Origin of the sequence: Pseudomonas siliginis (assembly GCF_024072275.1) — a bacterium.
Lineage (GTDB): Bacteria > Pseudomonadota > Gammaproteobacteria > Pseudomonadales > Pseudomonadaceae > Aquipseudomonas > Aquipseudomonas siliginis.
In genome coordinates, this window is record NZ_CP099598.1 from 2505671 (window position 1) to 2522216 (window position 16546).

Genomic DNA, 16546 nt, shown 5'->3' on the forward strand with positions numbered 1-16546 from the left:
AATGGATAAGACAATCACCGTGGATCAACTGGCAACCACTGATCTTGGCTCAATCAACGAGATATGGCTCGGCGGGACCCATACCCAGTTATGCCTATGGCGTGCTGAACAAGTCTTCACCCACGAAATGCTCAGCGAGGGAACCCATGATCAGAATGTCCGACGCCTGTGCTTGCAGTTGGTTGACCCTGACGATCGAGATGCAGTGGCCCGTGTTGAGGCGGTAGCGCGCGAACGACTGGAAGAAATGGGCAAGCAGGGCGAGTTTTACCCGGCCGAGGAGGCGGACACTCGTCAATAGCCGCTCCGCTATCTGATGAAAAGCGCTGCTGCTACAGCAGCGCCTCAAGCGGGCTCCTCAACCCTGCGCACATCCCCCAACGAATCACGCTGCATTGACTGCAAATTCTTTTCGATGGTTTCGCACAGCGCTTCCATTTGAATCTGGTGTTCGCTGTGGCGGAACGGACTCTGCAGATCGGTGCCGATGCGCTCGATGGCCAGCAGCATGAACCCGACCACAGTCGACGCCAGCGGCGTGAACCAGCCGAGGGATTCGACCAGTCCTATCGGGACGATCAAGCAGAACAGCGAAATGAACAACCGCGGAAAATACACATAAGGGTAGGGCAGCGGGGTATTGGCGATCCGCTCCATGCCGCCTTGGCTGTTGGACAGATCCACCAGGGTCGACTCGAGCCGCGCCAGGCGAATACTGTCCAGATGCCCGGCCTTGTATTCGCGAGCGAGCAGAGTCGCCGAGCCGGTGAGGATATCGTTGGCAAAGTTATTGGTTGTGCCACTGCGGGCGAATTCTTCGGCGGGAATAAACGCCCGTACCTCGTCGGGACACGGCTGACCTTGCAGGTGCGCGGCAAGACAATTCACATAAGCAACATGGCGGCGCAACAGCGTGGATTTGACCGGGTTAACCTCGCCACCAGCGTCGTCCAGCAGCGTCAGCACCTGCCGGGCGAAGCTGCGGGAATTGTTGATCATCGACCCCCACAGCGTCCGCGCTTCCCACCAGCGGTTGTAAGCGCTGCTGTTGCGAAAACTGATCAACACGATCAACGCCGAACCGAGCAAGGTCAGCGGCATCAACGGCAGGTTCAGCTTGGCGTTGAGAAATAGCATGAAGTCGACGGTGACGGCGATGTCCCAGAGCAGCAACCAGAACAAAGACCAGCCCACGTAACCCAGGGTCTTGATGATCAGACGGTATTTTTTGACGATGGCAGCTTTCAAACGGAAACCTCGTGGCGAGCTGTTTGCTTAAACGCTTAAGCTCGGACGATGGATGGCACCGGCAGTTCCCTGGTGGAGCGGTCAGCCGTCAGTCTGTAAAGTCTGGCCCTGTGCATGGCGAATGCTTTCAAGAAAAATCCTCGTCTCTCGATTCGACCGCAGATGAACCACCCGGCAAGCCGATGGCGCCGTTGACACGAATTGGCGCATTTTGGCTCGCGAGGTTTTTCTCGTCCGCCACATGAACTTTAGAAACTCCGGCAGGTTCGCCAGCTGTTCGGGGCAGTTTTCCGGCAAGTCGGGCCGAGACTGACCGTGGTTGAGCAGCGTTCTACGCAGGACGCGCAAGAATCGAAGCGGTGGCGAACGATCGATCCAGATCAGCAGATCTGCACGGGCGACGCGATTTTCCCAAGTTGTCGAATGGCCACCTTCGAATATCCAGCGATCACGCGCCTCGACCTCCAGGCAGAGTCGGGTCTTCTCATCCGGGCTTCGCTCGATCCAGCCTGGCTGCCAGTGGATCGTGTCGATATGCACGACCGGCAACCCCGTGCGCTTACCCAGCTTGCGCGCCAACGTACTTTTGCCAGACCCAGGCTGACCAACAATCATCACCCGTTGCATCGAAGCTCCTTCTCGCTCTGCAAGCTGTTTTTTGGGGCGGGCGATTCTACGGCAATGCCTGTCTCCGTCAATGACTCTTGAGCGCTACGCTGGGTTTTGCCGCGCTCCCGCCACCCTGGCTCGGCGGTCCGCCCGTTCGCCGAGCCGCCATCCCAGCAGACCCCAGAGCAGTGCACACAGCGCGCCGACCAGCGCTGCCATGCCTGCACCTTGGCTGAGGGCGTCCAGCGCGCTTTTCGCCCAGGCACTGATGGCGTCGCCGGCGCGGTAGACCACGGTGTCGATGAAGTTCTTCGCCTTGTACTTGCTTTCGGCATCGAGCGGGGCAAACAGCATCTCTCGGCCTGGGCGCACGAAGGCGTATTCACCGATGCGGCGCACGATCATCAGCGCGGCGATCAGGCCAAAGCCGGGGGCGAAGATCAGTCCGATAAACCCGGCACACATGACCAGCGGCACCATGGCCAACAGCACGCCGACGCCGAGCCTTTGCGCGAGGCGTCCAGTGATGAACAGCTGACAGAGCAGGGCGCCCGCCTGCACGACAAAGTCGATGATGCCGAACACGCGCACCTGCGCCTCGCGGTCCGGGAAGTGTTCGGCGACGACGCGTGCCTGCTCGAAGTAAAGGAAGGTGGAGACTGTCGCCAGCAGCACCACAAAACCGCAGATGCCGAGCAGATAGGGTGATTTCAGAACGGCCGTCATACCGCTGAACGGATTGCCGGGCAACGGCCTGCGAGGGCTTTCGCTCGGCGCGGCATCGGGGCGTCCTGCGCCACCCCGTTCACGCCAGCGCATCAGCTGGCGCTTGAACCACATCGCAGCGCCGAGCAGAACAGCGGCCAGCAGCATCAGGCCGGACTCCCCCAGCGCACCGATCAGCAAGGCGCTCAGCGCAGGGCCACTCAGGCCGCCGACGCTGGCGCCCGCCGCGATGAACGCGAACAGGCGTTTGGCCTGGGCACTGTCGAATACATCGGCCATCAGGCTCCAGGCGACCGATACGACAAACAGGTTGTAGACCGATATCCACACGTAAAACACGCGCGCCAGCCAAGCGCTTTCTTCGCCGAGGAACAAGGCGGCGAACAACAGCAGGTTGGTGCAGAAGAATCCGTACACCCAGTCCACGAAATGCAGGCGCGGCACGCGTGCGCTGAGCCAGGCGAACAGCGGAACGGCCGTCAGCATGACCAGGAAGGTCGCGGTGAACAGCCACTGCAAGTTCTCGACGCCGGCAGTGATGCCCATCGATTCGCGGATCGGGCGGAGCATGAAATAGCCGGCGAACAGGCAGACGAACAGCAGAAAGCCATTGAGCGCAGGGCGCAGCTCGTCAGCCTCGGCATTGATGATGGCGCCGGCGCGGTGGGCGAGAAGAGACGTATCCATGTTGCGCTCCTGTGGGAGTGGCGGGGCAATGGCACGGAGCCTCCCCGTGCCAGCGGGCTCAGCGGTAGGTGACGCCGGTCAGTCGCTCGGAAAGTTGCCACAGTGTGGCCGAATTCGAGCGATCGGCAGCGGCCGGCGGCATCTTGGCGAAGCCCAGCGGCCCGCGCTTCTCGTTATCACCGGTAGGCCCGTAGTAGGCACCGCCAACCGCCTCCAGCGCCGTCGCCGCATATAAGGTGGGCAGCGCGCCCTGCGCTGCGGAATGATACCTGTCCCGCTCTACTGCCCATTGTTTGCCGAATTCACTGTCCAGGCCAGGCCCACGGGCGATCAGTTCGGTCACGGCAACGCCGGGGTGAGCGGCGATGCTGCGTATTCCCCAACCGGCGGCATCGCTGCGCTGCTGCAGCTCGATACTCCACTTGAGTATCGCCAGTTTCGATTGGCTGTAGCTGGCGAAAGGGTCGTAAGCGCGCTCAGCCTGCAGGTCATCGAAGTTCAGGATTGCGCGCCCGGCGGCGATGCTCGACAGGCTGACCACCCGACCATCGTCGCTTTTGCGTAGCAGGGGCATCAGCAGGCCGGTCAAGGCGAAATGCCCCAGGTAATTGGTCGCCAATTGCATCTCGTAGCCATTGGCGGAAACGCCTCGAACAGGCGGCGACATGATCGCGGCATTGTTGATCAGCACGTCGAGCCTCGGCAGGCGACCTTGCAGACGGTTGGCGAGGTCGCGCACCGATTGCAGATTGGCAAGGTCCAGCGTTTCGAATTGCACGCGCGCCTCGGGCACGGCTTGCTTGATGTTTGCGATCGCTTCGCGGCCGCGCTCGGCGTTGCGTGCGGCGATGATCACCTCGGCACCGGCTCGGGTCAGGGCCAGCGCGTCTTCATAGCCCATGCCGCTGGTTCCTCCGGTGACCAGCACGATGCGGCCTTTCTGGCTGGGCATATCGTGGGTTGACCAGTCCGGCTTCGGCTCCGTTCGGGGAGTCGCCTGCGCAGCCAGTGTGCCGGCCATCGCGGAAATGGCGAACAGCATTCGGGCGGCCTTGAGGAGGCGTTGGGTCGCGGTATTGCTCGGCGTAGCGGGGGAATGGCTCATCGGAGGATTCTCATTCGCGTGACAGGTTCCCGGTTGGCGGGGCGAGTGAGCAGTATCGGTGTACGAATGCCCGAGGATAAGTCGGGCATTGGTGGATGGCCCGTACGCTATGGCGTACAGTCAGTCGCTTGCGGAGGAAGCGTCCATGCGTAAACCAAACCTTACCGATGTGTCGATATTTGCTGCGGTGGTCGAGGCGGGGGGATTTCGTGCTGCCGCGCAAAAACGCGGTTTGTCCGCCTCGTCGCTGAGCGATTGCATGCGTCGGCTGGAAAGCGACCTGGGCGTGCGCCTGCTCAATCGAACCACGCGCAGCGTCACGCCGACGGCGGCCGGCGAACGATTGCTCGAGCGCCTGCGCCCGGCCTTGCAAGAAATCGACGCCGCTTTCAACGATCTCGACGACGACGCTCAGCGCCCGGTCGGCACGCTCAAGCTCAATGTGCCAGTGCCGGTGGCACGCTTTCTGTTGCCCGACCTGCTGGCGCGTTTTCTGCGCCTTTATCCAGGGGTCAGTGTCGAAGTCGTCATGGACAACACCTTTGTCGACGTCAACGCTGGCGGGTATGACGCCGGCGTGCGCTATGAAGAGAGCCTGGCCAAAGACATGATCGCCGTGCCCATCGGCCCGCGTCGCCAACGCTTCGTTGCAGCGGCCGCCCCGGGCTATCTGGCTGAACGCGGTACGCCCACTCACCCCGAAGAACTGCCGGGCCATGACCTGCTTGGCCATCGGTTCGAGAGTGGCAAAGTCGGCGTATTCGAGTTCCATCGAGACGGCCGTATCGTACGTATCCCGCCTCAGGGGCAACTGCTGACGTCGTCGCACGATCTGAAAATTCGCTCGGCCATCAACGGATTGGGCATCGTCTATACCTTCGAGGACTTCCTGCGCGAGCCACTCTCCGATGGTCGACTGGTGCCGATTCTCGAGGACTGGTGGCAGGCCTTCGACGGCCCGTTTCTCTACTACCACGGCCGCCGTCACATGCCTTCGCCGCTGAGGGCGTTTGTGGATTTTTTGCGGGGGGAAGGGGAGATTGCGTAGAGTGCAGGTGTTTTCGGCGCTGTTTCGTGAGGCTAATGGGTCTGCCAGCAGGGCGTCGATGGCGACTGGCAGCAATCGGCCAGAAGCGGCCAGAAGCGGCCATTGAGAAGCCGACCGCTACCGGCCATAAGCGGACGCTTGGAAGCGACCGTAACGGCCAAAAGGTGGATGGTCGCGAGTCTTGTGCTTTAGCTAGATGCGTCTGTCTAGACGCCATGGTAGTGAAAGGGTAACGTGGCGATCACCCCAGGTGCACAATCGAAGCACCATCAAACCAAACCAAGGATGGAAAGATGGCCATCGTTACTCTATACAACCATAAGGGTGGCGTGTCTAAGACCACTACCACATTCAATTTAGCTCACTATCTTGTTGATGAAGGAAAAAGAGTTTTACTTGTTGATGCAGACTCTCAATGCAACTTAACAGAGTTATGTATGGGTGCAGTCATAGCAGAGTTAGATGCGCTAGCTGAAAAGACCGGAATTATTCAAGAGTTACCGGGATCAAGCATATTAGACGCCCTAAAGCCACGAATTGATGGCGAAGTACCCATTGTTGATGTTGATAGTATTCGCACGGTAGAGCTGAAGCCGGGATTAGAACTCATTCGGGGGAGTGTTGATTTAAACTCTATTGAAGATGATATTTCTGAAGCTCATTCTCAGCGTTTTGCGGCGCGAACAAACTTGATGCGAACCTATGTAGCTATAGGCGATATGTTGGAAAGGTTATCTACCTCCAGAAAGTATGATTACGTATTTATTGATTTGGGCCCAAGTGCTGGTGCGCTTACTCGCTCTTTTTTTCTGGCCTGTGATGCTTTTTTTGTCCCTGTGGCTCCTGACCGGTTTAATGTGCAAGCAATAGCGACACTGTCCGCAATCGTCGGGAGATGGCTAGACGAACACTCCCAAATTAAACAGACATACGAAAGTTACGGTTTGCCCGTTCGGCACGGCGCTCCCATTTTTCTGGGTGCCATTTCTCAGTTTTTTAAACTTTACAAAGGTCGTCCGAAACCTGGGTTTGAAGTATGGATGAAACGAATCCCGGAACAAATTACAACCTGTCTTGTACCGGCTCTGACGCGGCATTCAGGTGCTGAACACGTGATGTGCCCGTGGAAGCCAGAGGAGTACATTGCAGCGCAAATACCAGACTTTGGAACATTAGCCCCGCTCATGCAGGAGGTCGGCAAGGCAGTGTTCTCAATTAGTCAAGCTGATACCGCCCTTGTAACAGAAGCTGGTGGACAGTGGGGTGGCAAGACCTGGACTGATGCTGAGCGACGAATGGAAAGCTTTAGAGCTTCATTTAAACTGCTTGCCGACCGATTGGCGGAGGTTAAGTAGTGGCGTTAAAATTAGATACTCATTTCGTCGCATTTATCGACATTCTAGGCTTTTCTGCCATGGTTCAGTCAGACTGCGAATCCTTCGATGCGCCTAAATACTTGGAACTACTGTATAGTGCCCATGTAAGAGCTAACGCTTTATTTGCGAAAGATTTGGATGCAACACTTATCCAGTTCTCAGACTCCATCGTCTTGAGTCGGCCCTTCGACATGTCGAAACTTAAAGACTTTTTAGAAACCATTGCAAAATGGCAAAGGATGCTTTTGTTAGATGGTTTGCTATGTCGAGGTGGAATTACATTTGGCAAGCATTTTTCTAAAGAGAAGTTTTTGTTTAGTAAGGCAATGATTGATGCATACCATCTCGAAAGCTTAAAGGCTCGATACCCCCGCATCATAATATCGGAAGATCTTTTGCAGCTTGCTAAGACTTCAATTTCTTTGGACGAATTGCCATTAACGCATCAGGATGATGGTGCTGCTTTCGTTGATTTTTTAACAATTGATGAGTCCGCATCGGCGGATGCGATCGTAGCCGCAGTCTCGGTGATTAGAGAGAAAACCAAAAGCGACGCCGGTGCTGTTCAAGAAAAAATTAATTGGCTATTGAGATATACAGATCATAAGTTTAAAAGCTCAAATGCACCGCCGCAATTCTGCTAACTCATGTTCTGCGATACGACTGAGGCAACAGGAAATTATTCAATTGGCTAAAGACACCAAAACTGAAGCGGATAAAAACGGATCAGCCGAACAATTCATAAATGTCGAACTTGCCGACCTCGCGGCCACTTTCAGTTTACCTGCAAAGCGCTTCCAGGAAGAACTGGCCAAATTTGGCTGGGGGATGATTCTCGATGAAGCGATCCGTTTGGCGCACGTGGACGAGTTTGACCGGATGACGGAACTGCGGAAGCAAAACAAGGAGAGAGTAAGATGCGACGTGCATCCGACCTGGGCGCATCTAGTACAAGCTGCGAAAGAATTCCTACCTCATCTAGCATCGCGAGTGCCTGGCACTCCAACGATCCCTCCTGATCGGCTGACCGGCTATGTCTATGTTTTATTCGATGGGATGACGGGGCTGAGCAAAATCGGGCACACCAAGACGGCTGGCCGTCGTCAGCGTGCACAGATGGGCGGCCATGGAAGCCCTATCGTCAATGTCGTAAATGTCAAAGTTGCAGACTGCCTTGCGGCTGAAATGCAGTGTCATGAGCATTTTGCCGCGTACCGCACAAACGGTGAGTGGTTTAGCGCGAAACTCGAAGAAATTATTCGGTACGTTGGTACGGAATTGGACTGTCTGAGCATCGACTACGAGAGCCAGGAGACGCTTCAGCACTACATTCATCACTGTAAATCAGGAAACAGAGAGGAGGCAAAAGCGGTATTGAGGGAGGGACGAAGTAGAAATTCGCGTCTCAAGCCTACCAGCGGCGGACATGAAGGGACTTAAGGTTCAACAACTTTCAGAAAGCGCGCCAGATCCACGTTAAATCAAACGTTCGATTTTGGCCGAAAGCCGACATTCGACGACATGCCCACCTACGTAAGATCTCGCAGCGTCTCGCGAGCAGATCCTCCAGTCGATCCTGGCGGACTTATCTATTCAACATCGCCAGCTTCAAGCGGAATTCGCCTGATTACGTCGTCATAAGGCACCAGATCGAGAAAGGCAACGACTTCAACTGCCTGCAGATTTCGCATGCGCATGATCCATACGTAGCTGTTGCGATAAGGCGCGCCGTCGGCTGCGGTGGCGGTGCCGTTCCAGTGCACAACGACGTCATCGCCTTCAGCCCAGATATCCGCCACCGTCGGGCGAACGGGCGAGGCGAGCCGTTTTGCGAAGGGTTGGACTGCGCGTTTCAGGAAGTCATCTCGGCCCCGATAAGTACCCGCCGAAGGGCTCGTTCCCTTGATTGTCCAGATCACATCGGGGGCCAGGACATCTGTGAAGAACGTCCGGTCGCCTTGAGCCCACTGGTTGAACGCTTGCGCAATGAATTGGCGATTGCGTTCCGTAGTTGGTTCGCTGGCCACGGCGGGCGCCGGCCCTGCAATGAGTGTGGTGAAGACCAGTGCTAGCGCTGTAGAGAGGCGTTGAACAAGCGTCATTTCCTGTGCTCCTTAATCTGTCCGATGAGCCCCGTCGAGTTGGATGGGCCGTTGTTGTTATCTGAGAGCCGCTAGTTGCGTTCCCACACGCCGTTGTTCTATATGAGGCATTGGCAAGAACCGGCGCGGGTTTGGCCAGCAGTATCTCTGGGCCTCATCTGAAGTGTGACTTACGAGCGGAGGAGGGCTGTTGCAGGATCGTCCTGATTTCTTGCTTGATCATCCGATAGGCCAGATGTTTAACCGCCGAATCCCCACGTGATGGAGTTGTGTTTGAATTCCCTTTCCAAGCTTGTCGATATCGTTGGTCGTCACGCCCGGAATGACGGCATCCACAGCACCGCGATTCCGGGTGTCAGCCTGATTCGCTCCGCTTCGCCCACGATGCCTATGCCGGTGGTGTACGAGCCGACACTCTGCCTTGTCGCCCAGGGACGTAAACAAGCGATGCTGGGTACTACCGTCTATGTTTACGATCCGGCCAAGTACCTGATTGCATCGGTAGACCTTCCGGTGATGGGCTCGGTCATCGAGGCGAGTGAGGCTGTTCCCTATCTGTGCCTGGCGCTGGATCTCGATACCGCTGTGTTGAGTGAACTTGCGCTGCGCCATCCGCTAAGAGAAGAGAGCGTCAGTGCACCGCCGGCAGGCATTGCGCTCAACGATACGACTCCAGAACTGCTGGATGCTGCGGTTCGGCTGGCCGGGCTGCTCGACAGGCCACGGGATATCGAAGCGCTCGCTCCGCTGGTGATTCGCGAAATGCTTTATCGCCTTCTAACCGAAAACGGCAACAGCATCATCAGGCAGATGGCACAAGCAGACAGCCGCTTGAACCAGATCGCCAAGGCTATTGCCTGGCTGCGCAGCCACTACAACGAAGCGTGTCGAATAGATGAACTCGTCGAAATCGCCGGCATGAGCCGTTCTTCGTTTCACACGCATTTCAAGGCGATCACCTCGATGAGCCCGCTGGAGTTTCGCAACCAGTTGCGGCTACAGGAAGCACGCCGGCTGATGGTCACCGAAGCGGTCGATGCCGCAGAGGCGGGATATGCAGTCGGTTATGAAAGTCCCTCGCAGTTCAGTCGGGACTACGCCCGTCTGTTCGGCATGCCACCAGCGAAAGACGCCTGGCGGTTGCGCACGGACATTTGTGGAATTTGAATCCAGCGCTTTTCGTCGCGCAGAAAAAAACGAGGCCGCATTTGCGGCCTCGTTTTCAATGTGTTCCGGACTACTGTTTGACGCTCAGGTAATCGCCGGTCGTGGCTGGATGACGACTCTTCGCCGTGAGCATGATGGACGTCCTGAGCGATCTCCCAGGCTGGCTGCCCCGAGGTGACTGGCAACGAATAGGTATGCCCGGCCCAGGCCATGAACATGGCGAGAGCAAGCGCGATTACTGCCGTCGTTGTCAGTGTTTTGCTGTACATGGTGTTAAAGGTTTCAACTCGTCGACAGGGCGCTCAAGCGATTTGCCTAATCCCCCCTGGGGGGATGCGATGCCAGCGTAATTCATCGAGCCCTGAGACTCAACTCATGAGTGAACACGAACACGACCACAGCCATCCCCACACCCACCAAAGTCATGAGGCGATCATCAAACGCCTCAAACGGGCGGACGGGCATTTGCGCGGCATCATCACCATGATCGAAGAAGGGCGTCAGTGCGTGGATATCGCCCAGCAGCTTCATGCGGTTGAGAAAGCGATCTGCCAGGCCAAACGCACGCTCATCCAGGATCACATCGACCACTGCCTCGAAGATACCGTTTCGGCGCTAGGCAATGGCGAGCGCGCACCGCTGGAAGCCTTCAAACAAATCACCAAGTACCTTTAGGTCTGACATGCCCGATTTCGCTGAACTGTTGCAGCAAGGCGGGGCTCACGCCTGGCTGTATTTCCCGAGCGCGATTCTGCTCGGCGCCTTGCATGGCCTGGAGCCAGGTCATTCGAAAACCATGATGGCGGCCTTCATCGTGGCCATCCGTGGCTCGGTCAAACAGGCTGTTTTGTTGGGGTTGGCCGCAACGCTTTCGCACACCGCCGTGGTGTGGCTGGTCGCCATCGGCGGCATGTACCTGGGCAAAGGCCTGGATGCTGAAACCACTGAGCCGTATTTCCAGCTTGCGTCTGCTGCACTGATCATCGCGATCGCCCTGTGGATGCTGTGGCGTACCTGGCGCGGTGAGCAGATGTTCAAGTTCGAGCAAAGCGATGATCACCATCACGGCGAACACGACCATGGTCATCATGATGAAACGCACCGAATAGATACCGGCCATGGCCGTGTTGAACTGTCGATCTTCGAGGAAGGCCTGCCACCGCACTGGCGCTTGAAGACCTTGAGCGGACACGCCTGGGCAGCCTCGGATGTTCGCCTGACCACGACGCGTCCGGACGGCAGCAGCCAATCGTTCGCGTTCGTCGAGCGTGAAGGCTTTCTGCAGTCGACGGTGGATATTCCGGAACCGCACGAGTTCAGCGCTCGCTTGAGCCTTGGACATGCCGGGCATTCGCATGATTACGACCTGACGTTCCAGGAGCATGATCACGGGCATGCGCATTCCGAACTCGAAGGCCTGGAGCTGTCGATTGATGGCTATCAGGATGCGCACGAACGTGCTCATGCCAACGACATCCGTAAGCGCTTCACCAACCGCGAAGTGACCACGGGTCAGATCGTCATTTTCGGGCTGACTGGCGGCCTGATTCCCTGTCCGGCTGCCATCACTGTCCTGTTGCTGTGCCTGCAAGTCAAAGAAGTCGCGCTCGGCGGCATGCTCGTTCTGTGTTTCAGCATCGGCCTGGCGCTGACTTTGGTCACCGTCGGTGCCGCAGCAGCCATTGGCGCCAGACAGGCTTCCAATCGCTGGCCGTGGCTGGGAACCGTGGCGCGCCGCGCTCCTTATCTGTCCAGCGTGCTGATCATTGGCGTTGGCCTGTATGTCGGCTTCCATGGCTGGATCGGCCTGAGCGCATAAGACCCTTTGCGCACAGCGGTGGCACTGATGCAAAGGGTTGCCATCGCAACCATAAAGCCAACGACTACCACTGCCACTGACGAGCAAAAAGCCCAGCGCAAGGCTGGGCTATCGAGGCGCGCGCGATGAGCGCGAGGCATTAGCGAACGCCTGCATCCGCAGAATTACTCGACCGGCACGACGTTATCCAACGCCTGATTAACCGCGAGCTCGCCGAGCATCACTACCTGCGCGATACCTTGCAGTGTCTTGCGAGCAGATCCTTCAACCATCCCGATCACATCACTCAGCATTACCGAGGCGGAGCCTAGCGATTCGCTGGCGTTGACCAGCAATTCTTCAGTCGCGGTTTTCGGGTTGGCGAGGAACATGCTGCTGGTCTGGTAGGGCGTGGTTTTGATGGTGTCGCTGGGTTTGAGGTAGTGGTCGAGGGCGCGGTCGGCAGCTTCGTGGAGTTTTTTTGAGTCGAGGGATTCGTAGGGTGATGTTGCGTCCGACTGTGGCGGGTTGGGCGTTACTTTGAACATGGTGAAGCTCCATATGTGACCAAGGGAGCCATCACTCTCGCTACCAAACGAAGGGTGGTGGCCATACGAAGGTTGGTAGACCGGCCCACATGGAAAAACCGGCGCGCTCGAAAACGCCCTGCGCATGGCCACCATAAAACCGATGCGAAAGCATCTGCATAGGATGACGTTATGCGCCATGTGGAAAGCGGGCTACCAAACCCGATCACTGTTTTTCAGTGACCGACCAACGATAGAACCACGGCCCGAGGCGCACAAGCCGGCGGATTCTGGCGTAGTCGTAGGCAATGGCGCAAGGCGTTGTAGCTTGCTGGAACAGTCTGAATGTCAGTTTTAAACGAGGTGTTTAGGGAATTGGTTTTGGCTGAGGTTTTGTGTTGATCGGGCTGGGGTCTTCGCGAGCAAGCTCGCTCCCACAGGTGTCGAGTTGGCAATGTTTATAGCGCCGTGGCGATAAGCCCCATCACACATTTTGAACTTTGCTTCCGGCGCCATTTCCATTGTTTGAGGTGACAACCCTCCAGCTCCTCCACACCTGAACCAAGGAATGACCGTGACGGCTCCCACTGATAAAACTTCTCTGCGCCGGGCTATCACTTTCCCGATGCTGTTTCTGTTTATTCTCGGCGATGTACTCGGCGCGGGTGTTTACGCACTCGCCGGAACGATCGCGGGGGAAGTGGGCGGCGCGATTTGGGTGCCGCTGCTGATCGCATTGTTCTTCGCCATGTTGACGGCAGGTTCCTACGCGGAGTTGGTGACCAAATATCCCCACGCCGGCGCGGCTTCGGTGTTCGCGGAAAAGGCGTTCAAGTCACCGCTCATTTCCTTCCTCGTCGGTTTCTGCATGCTGGCGGCTGCGGTCACCAGCGCTGCGGGTTTGTCGCTGGCGTTTGCCGGTGATTACCTCAACGCCTTCGTCGACGTATCGCCGCAGATTGCAGCCCTGGTGTTTCTTCTGGCTATCGGCCTGCTCAACGCGCGGGGGATCAAGGAGTCGCTTGGGGCAAATCTGGTGATGACCGTGATTGAACTGTCCGGGCTGATTCTGGTGATCGTGGCTGCGGTCTGGTATTTCCGCACAGGTGAGGCGGATCTGGGGCGGACGCTCACGTTCAAACCGGGCGTCAGTCCCATGCTGGCGGTGTTGGGGGCGGCGTTGCTCGCGTTCTATTCTTTCGTCGGTTTCGAAACTTCGGCCAATCTGGCCGAGGAAATCAAAGACGTGCGCAAGGTTTACCCGCGTGCCTTGTTCGCCGCTTTGCTCACCGCTGGCGTGGTTTACATGGCGGTGGGTGTGGCGGCTTCTTCGGTGTTGCCTACCGAGAAGTTGGTGGCCACGTCGGCGCCTTTGCTCGAAGTTGTCCGCGCATCGACCCTCGCAATCCCGCCGGCACTGTTCTCTTTCATTGCGCTGATTGCTGTGGCCAACGGTGCGCTGTTAACCATGATCATGGCCAGCCGATTGACCTATGGCATGGCGAATCTGGGGCTGTTGCCGGGTGTTTTGGGTGCGGTGCTGCCTGAACGAAAAACTCCATGGGCTGCCATTGTTGCAACTACCGTGGTCGCTATTGCCCTGACACTCACAGGCACGCTGGCAACGTTGGCAGAGACGGTGGTTTTGCTGTTGCTGTTCGTTTTTCTGAGTACCAATGTGGCGGTGCTGGTTCTTCGTCGCGACAGGGTGGAGGAGGACCACTTTCGCGTGCCGACCTTCGTTCCGGTGCTTGCGATCGTTTCGTGTCTGGTGCTGCTCAGTCAGCAGGGGTGGGAAACGTGGTTGCGGGCGGGGGCGCTGATCATTGTCGGGATGTTGCTGCATGGCTGTTCTCGCATCAGATTTTCCGCGATCAGTAAGGCCGGGTAGTGCGCGGGTTTGGGGGATTGGTGTCGTTTGGGCAGGTGTCATCGCGAGCAGGCTCGCTCCCACAGTGGATGGGTGGTGGTATTCAAAATGTGTCACACGTTGTCAGTCGGCGGGCGGGTGAGTAAGCTGCCGACATGAATCAGTCCTCAGTTTCCCCATCTTTCCCCGGCCCGCGTGGGCCAGTCGATCACGACATTCGTGATCAGATTGTCGCGGCTGCCAACGAGCATTTCAGCCAGTACGGCTACGCCAAGACCACGGTGTCCGATCTGGCCAAGGCCATCGGTTTCTCCAAGGCGTACATCTACAAATTCTTCGATTCCAAGCAGGCGATTGGCGAAGCCATCTGCGCGAACTGTCTGGGGCAGATCGTTGCGGCGGTCGAGCAGGCGATCAACGAGGAAGACCTGACGCCTACCGAGCGTTTCCGCCGTTTGGTGAAAACCGTGATCGCCACGGGCGTGAACCTGTTTTTCAACGACCGCAAGCTCTACGACATTGCTGCGTTTGCAGCGGGTGAGAACTGGCCGAGTGCGCAGCGTTACGATGCGCAGATCAAGCGTTTCATCACCGACATTGTCCGTGAAGGGCGCGAGGCCGGTGAGTTCGAGCGCAGGACGCCGCTGGACGAGACGGTCGAATCGATCCACCTGGCGTTGCGACCCTTCGTCAATCCACTGATGCTGCAACACAACCTCGACTTTATCGAAGTGGCGCCGACGCTGACTTCGAACCTCATCCTGCGCAGCTTGATGCCTTGACCCTCTGCTGATCCGAATACTCGGATCAGTCGCCGCCTGATCTCGCCTCGCCTGTACAGGGCGGACGATGAATAATTGCCCAAAGCGTGACTGTTGACTGATATGGTCACTCGGATAACATGGCCGCCGCAGTTCATCCAATTCCGAGTCACCCATAGAGTCCACACAATGAAAAAAACAATGCTCAAGCGCCCGGTGGGGCTGGCTGTCGTTCTTGCCTCGTCGAATGTTCTTGCGGGTGGTTTTGCGCTCAATGAGCAAAGCGTCAGCGGCATGGGATCGGGCTTTGCCGGTCGCTCTTCCTCGGCGGAAGACGCCAGCACCGTTTTTGGCAACCCGGCGGGCATGGCGCGGCTCAAGCGCGAGCAGGCGAGCGTGGGGCAGGCGACGCTGTTTGCGAAGTCCGATATCAGCCAGACCCGCAGCACGTTCGGCGGCAAGGAAGACGGCGACATGGTGCCGACCACCACGGTACCGATGGGTTATTACGTCAAACCGATCGACGAGCAGTGGGCGTTCGGCGTGGGGTTCTACGTGCCGTTTGGCCTGATCACCGACTACGGCAGTGGTTTCGCTGGCCGCTATTACGCCAACAAAAGCGAAGTCACCACGCTGACGTTCCAGCCGACCATCAGTTATGCCTTCAATGACAAGGTGTCGATCGGCTTCGGCCCGACTATCAACCGCATCAGCGGCGAGCTGTCGGGGATGGTCGCCAATCCGCTGAGCCCCGGGCGCAATGACGGCAAAGTCAAAAGCACGGGCGACGATACCGCGCTGGGCTTCAACGCCGGGGTCATGGTGCAGGCGACCGAGCAGATCCGCCTGGGCCTGACCTATCACTCAAAAGTCAGTTACCACCTCGACGCGAAAAGTAAACTCAGCGATGGCATCTTCAACGTGCTCGGCGTCAGCGGCCGCAGCTTTGACGCGTCGCTGGACGTCGACACCCCGGAATCGGTGGACTTCTCGGTCACCCATCAACTGAACAACAACTGGACGCTGTATGCCGGCAGCACCTGGACGCGCTGGAGCCGTTTTAAAGAGCTGACCATCGAAAACAGCGGATTGCCGCCACTGCTTGCCGGTCAGTTGGGCACGATCAGCGAAGAACAGAACTGGCATGACACCTGGGCTCACGCCATCGGCGCGGCGTACCGGTTGAACAACCAATTTGTGCTGCGCACCGGGTTCTCGGTTGATCAATCGCCGGCGAACAACACCAATCGTGGACCGCGTATTCCAACGGGCGATCGCAAGGTGTTCAGCCTCGGCGCCGGTTGGACGCCTGCGGAAAATGTCACCATCGACGTCGCCTATTCCTATCTCTGGGAAGAGAGCGTGGAGATCAACGACACCTCGGCTGGCAAGGGTTCGTACAGCGCGAAATACAAGAACAGCGCCAGCGGGCTCGGTACTTCTGTCAGCTATCGCTTCTGATTCAGCGCTGAACATCGGGCCGATGACTCAGTGACTATTGACGATATTAGTCACAAGACTG

Annotated in this window: 18 protein-coding genes; 12 read left to right on the plus strand and 6 right to left on the minus strand. The window is 57.5% G+C overall.

Features of this window, described 5'->3' with window-relative positions:
- The first annotated feature begins 1 nt into the window (after position 1).
- On the plus strand, positions 2 to 301 hold the full coding sequence (locus NF676_RS11745) for a hypothetical protein (RefSeq protein WP_236169219.1): 300 nt from the start codon (positions 2 to 4) through the stop codon (positions 299 to 301).
- Positions 302 to 345: 44 nt separating this feature from the next.
- On the opposite strand, the gene NF676_RS11750 is transcribed toward NF676_RS11745, so the two are convergent.
- The 4 genes from NF676_RS11750 to NF676_RS11765 form a co-directional block, all read right to left on the minus strand.
- Positions 346 to 1248, minus strand: coding sequence for a bestrophin family protein (locus NF676_RS11750; RefSeq protein ID WP_024012629.1), 903 nt, complete (start codon positions 1246 to 1248; stop codon positions 346 to 348).
- Positions 1249 to 1329: 81 nt separating this feature from the next.
- A complete protein-coding gene (locus NF676_RS11755) occupies positions 1330 to 1875 on the minus strand; it encodes a P-loop NTPase family protein (RefSeq protein ID WP_056784992.1) in 546 nt (181 codons plus the stop codon).
- 84 nt (positions 1876 to 1959) lie between these two features.
- Positions 1960 to 3270, minus strand: coding sequence for an NTP/NDP exchange transporter (locus NF676_RS11760; protein WP_252887752.1), 1311 nt, complete (start codon positions 3268 to 3270; stop codon positions 1960 to 1962).
- Positions 3271 to 3328: 58 nt separating this feature from the next.
- The gene (locus tag NF676_RS11765) at positions 3329 to 4375 is read right to left on the minus strand and encodes an SDR family oxidoreductase (protein WP_252887753.1); all 1047 of its coding nucleotides are present in this window, start codon (positions 4373 to 4375) and stop codon (positions 3329 to 3331) included.
- A 145-nt stretch (positions 4376 to 4520) separates the two neighbouring features.
- Here NF676_RS11765 and NF676_RS11770 point away from each other — a divergent pair, with 145 nt between their 5' ends.
- The 4 genes from NF676_RS11770 (at position 4521) to NF676_RS11785 (ending at position 8239) form a co-directional block, all read left to right on the plus strand.
- Positions 4521 to 5423, plus strand: a complete 903-nt coding sequence (locus NF676_RS11770) for a LysR family transcriptional regulator (protein WP_252887754.1) — start codon at positions 4521 to 4523, stop codon at positions 5421 to 5423.
- A gap of 293 nt (positions 5424 to 5716) precedes the next feature.
- Positions 5717 to 6778, plus strand: coding sequence for a ParA family protein (locus tag NF676_RS11775; RefSeq protein WP_252887755.1), 1062 nt, complete (start codon positions 5717 to 5719; stop codon positions 6776 to 6778).
- Positions 6778 to 7443 (plus strand): hypothetical protein, encoded by a 666-nt coding sequence (locus tag NF676_RS11780; RefSeq protein ID WP_252887756.1) that lies wholly within the window; start codon positions 6778 to 6780, stop codon positions 7441 to 7443. Before NF676_RS11775 ends, NF676_RS11780 begins: the two co-directional genes overlap by 1 nt.
- A gap of 43 nt (positions 7444 to 7486) precedes the next feature.
- Positions 7487 to 8239 (plus strand): GIY-YIG nuclease family protein, encoded by a 753-nt coding sequence (locus NF676_RS11785; RefSeq protein WP_252887757.1) that lies wholly within the window; start codon positions 7487 to 7489, stop codon positions 8237 to 8239.
- 149 nt (positions 8240 to 8388) lie between these two features.
- Here the strand turns inward: NF676_RS11785 and NF676_RS11790 are convergent, their stop codons facing one another.
- A complete protein-coding gene (locus tag NF676_RS11790) occupies positions 8389 to 8901 on the minus strand; it encodes a nuclear transport factor 2 family protein (protein WP_252887758.1) in 513 nt (170 codons plus the stop codon).
- A gap of 273 nt (positions 8902 to 9174) precedes the next feature.
- Between NF676_RS11790 and NF676_RS11795 the strand changes: the two genes are divergently transcribed.
- The 4 genes from NF676_RS11795 to NF676_RS11810 all read left to right on the plus strand — a co-directional run bounded on the left by NF676_RS11795 (position 9175) and on the right by NF676_RS11810 (position 11967).
- The gene (locus NF676_RS11795; protein ID WP_252887759.1) at positions 9175 to 10068 is read left to right on the plus strand and encodes an AraC family transcriptional regulator; all 894 of its coding nucleotides are present in this window, start codon (positions 9175 to 9177) and stop codon (positions 10066 to 10068) included.
- Positions 10069 to 10443: 375 nt separating this feature from the next.
- A complete protein-coding gene (locus NF676_RS11800; protein ID WP_016774379.1) occupies positions 10444 to 10743 on the plus strand; it encodes a metal-sensing transcriptional repressor in 300 nt (99 codons plus the stop codon).
- Between the two features lie 7 nt (positions 10744 to 10750).
- Complete coding sequence (locus NF676_RS11805) at positions 10751 to 11887, plus strand: nickel/cobalt efflux transporter (RefSeq protein WP_252887760.1); 1137 nt, start codon at positions 10751 to 10753, stop codon at positions 11885 to 11887.
- Entirely contained in the window at positions 11884 to 11967 is an 84-nt protein-coding gene (locus NF676_RS11810) for a YHYH domain-containing protein (RefSeq protein WP_252887961.1), read from the plus strand. The genes NF676_RS11805 and NF676_RS11810 overlap by 4 nt, the downstream gene beginning before the upstream one ends.
- An 84-nt stretch (positions 11968 to 12051) precedes the next feature.
- Here the strand turns inward: NF676_RS11810 and NF676_RS11815 are convergent, their stop codons facing one another.
- Positions 12052 to 12414, minus strand: a complete 363-nt coding sequence (locus tag NF676_RS11815; protein ID WP_095179679.1) for a DUF6124 family protein — start codon at positions 12412 to 12414, stop codon at positions 12052 to 12054.
- 547 nt (positions 12415 to 12961) lie between these two features.
- On the opposite strand from NF676_RS11815, the gene NF676_RS11820 reads away from it, so the two are divergent.
- The 3 genes from NF676_RS11820 (at position 12962) to NF676_RS11830 (ending at position 16485) form a co-directional block, all read left to right on the plus strand.
- Positions 12962 to 14284, plus strand: a complete 1323-nt coding sequence (locus tag NF676_RS11820; RefSeq protein ID WP_252887761.1) for an APC family permease — start codon at positions 12962 to 12964, stop codon at positions 14282 to 14284.
- 134 nt (positions 14285 to 14418) lie between these two features.
- Positions 14419 to 15045, plus strand: a complete 627-nt coding sequence (locus NF676_RS11825) for a TetR/AcrR family transcriptional regulator (protein WP_016774383.1) — start codon at positions 14419 to 14421, stop codon at positions 15043 to 15045.
- A 168-nt stretch (positions 15046 to 15213) separates the two neighbouring features.
- Complete coding sequence (locus NF676_RS11830) at positions 15214 to 16485, plus strand: OmpP1/FadL family transporter (RefSeq protein WP_236169230.1); 1272 nt, start codon at positions 15214 to 15216, stop codon at positions 16483 to 16485.
- Positions 16486 to 16546 lie beyond the last annotated feature (61 nt).

Coding starts and splice junctions, on each gene's coding strand:
- NF676_RS11830 (WP_236169230.1), top strand. CDS start 15,214: ATGAAAAAAACAATGCTCAAGCGCCCGGTGGGGCTGGCTGTCGTTCTT.
- NF676_RS11825 (WP_016774383.1), top strand. CDS start 14,419: ATGAATCAGTCCTCAGTTTCCCCATCTTTCCCCGGCCCGCGTGGGCCA.
- NF676_RS11765 (WP_252887753.1), bottom strand. CDS start 4,375: ATGAGCCATTCCCCCGCTACGCCGAGCAATACCGCGACCCAACGCCTC.
- NF676_RS11760 (WP_252887752.1), bottom strand. CDS start 3,270: ATGGATACGTCTCTTCTCGCCCACCGCGCCGGCGCCATCATCAATGCC.
- NF676_RS11815 (WP_095179679.1), bottom strand. CDS start 12,414: ATGTTCAAAGTAACGCCCAACCCGCCACAGTCGGACGCAACATCACCC.
- NF676_RS11745 (WP_236169219.1), top strand. CDS start 2: ATGGATAAGACAATCACCGTGGATCAACTGGCAACCACTGATCTTGGC.
- NF676_RS11755 (WP_056784992.1), bottom strand. CDS start 1,875: ATGCAACGGGTGATGATTGTTGGTCAGCCTGGGTCTGGCAAAAGTACG.
- NF676_RS11820 (WP_252887761.1), top strand. CDS start 12,962: ATGACCGTGACGGCTCCCACTGATAAAACTTCTCTGCGCCGGGCTATC.
- NF676_RS11790 (WP_252887758.1), bottom strand. CDS start 8,901: ATGACGCTTGTTCAACGCCTCTCTACAGCGCTAGCACTGGTCTTCACC.
- NF676_RS11775 (WP_252887755.1), top strand. CDS start 5,717: ATGGCCATCGTTACTCTATACAACCATAAGGGTGGCGTGTCTAAGACC.
- NF676_RS11770 (WP_252887754.1), top strand. CDS start 4,521: ATGCGTAAACCAAACCTTACCGATGTGTCGATATTTGCTGCGGTGGTC.
- NF676_RS11805 (WP_252887760.1), top strand. CDS start 10,751: ATGCCCGATTTCGCTGAACTGTTGCAGCAAGGCGGGGCTCACGCCTGG.
- NF676_RS11800 (WP_016774379.1), top strand. CDS start 10,444: ATGAGTGAACACGAACACGACCACAGCCATCCCCACACCCACCAAAGT.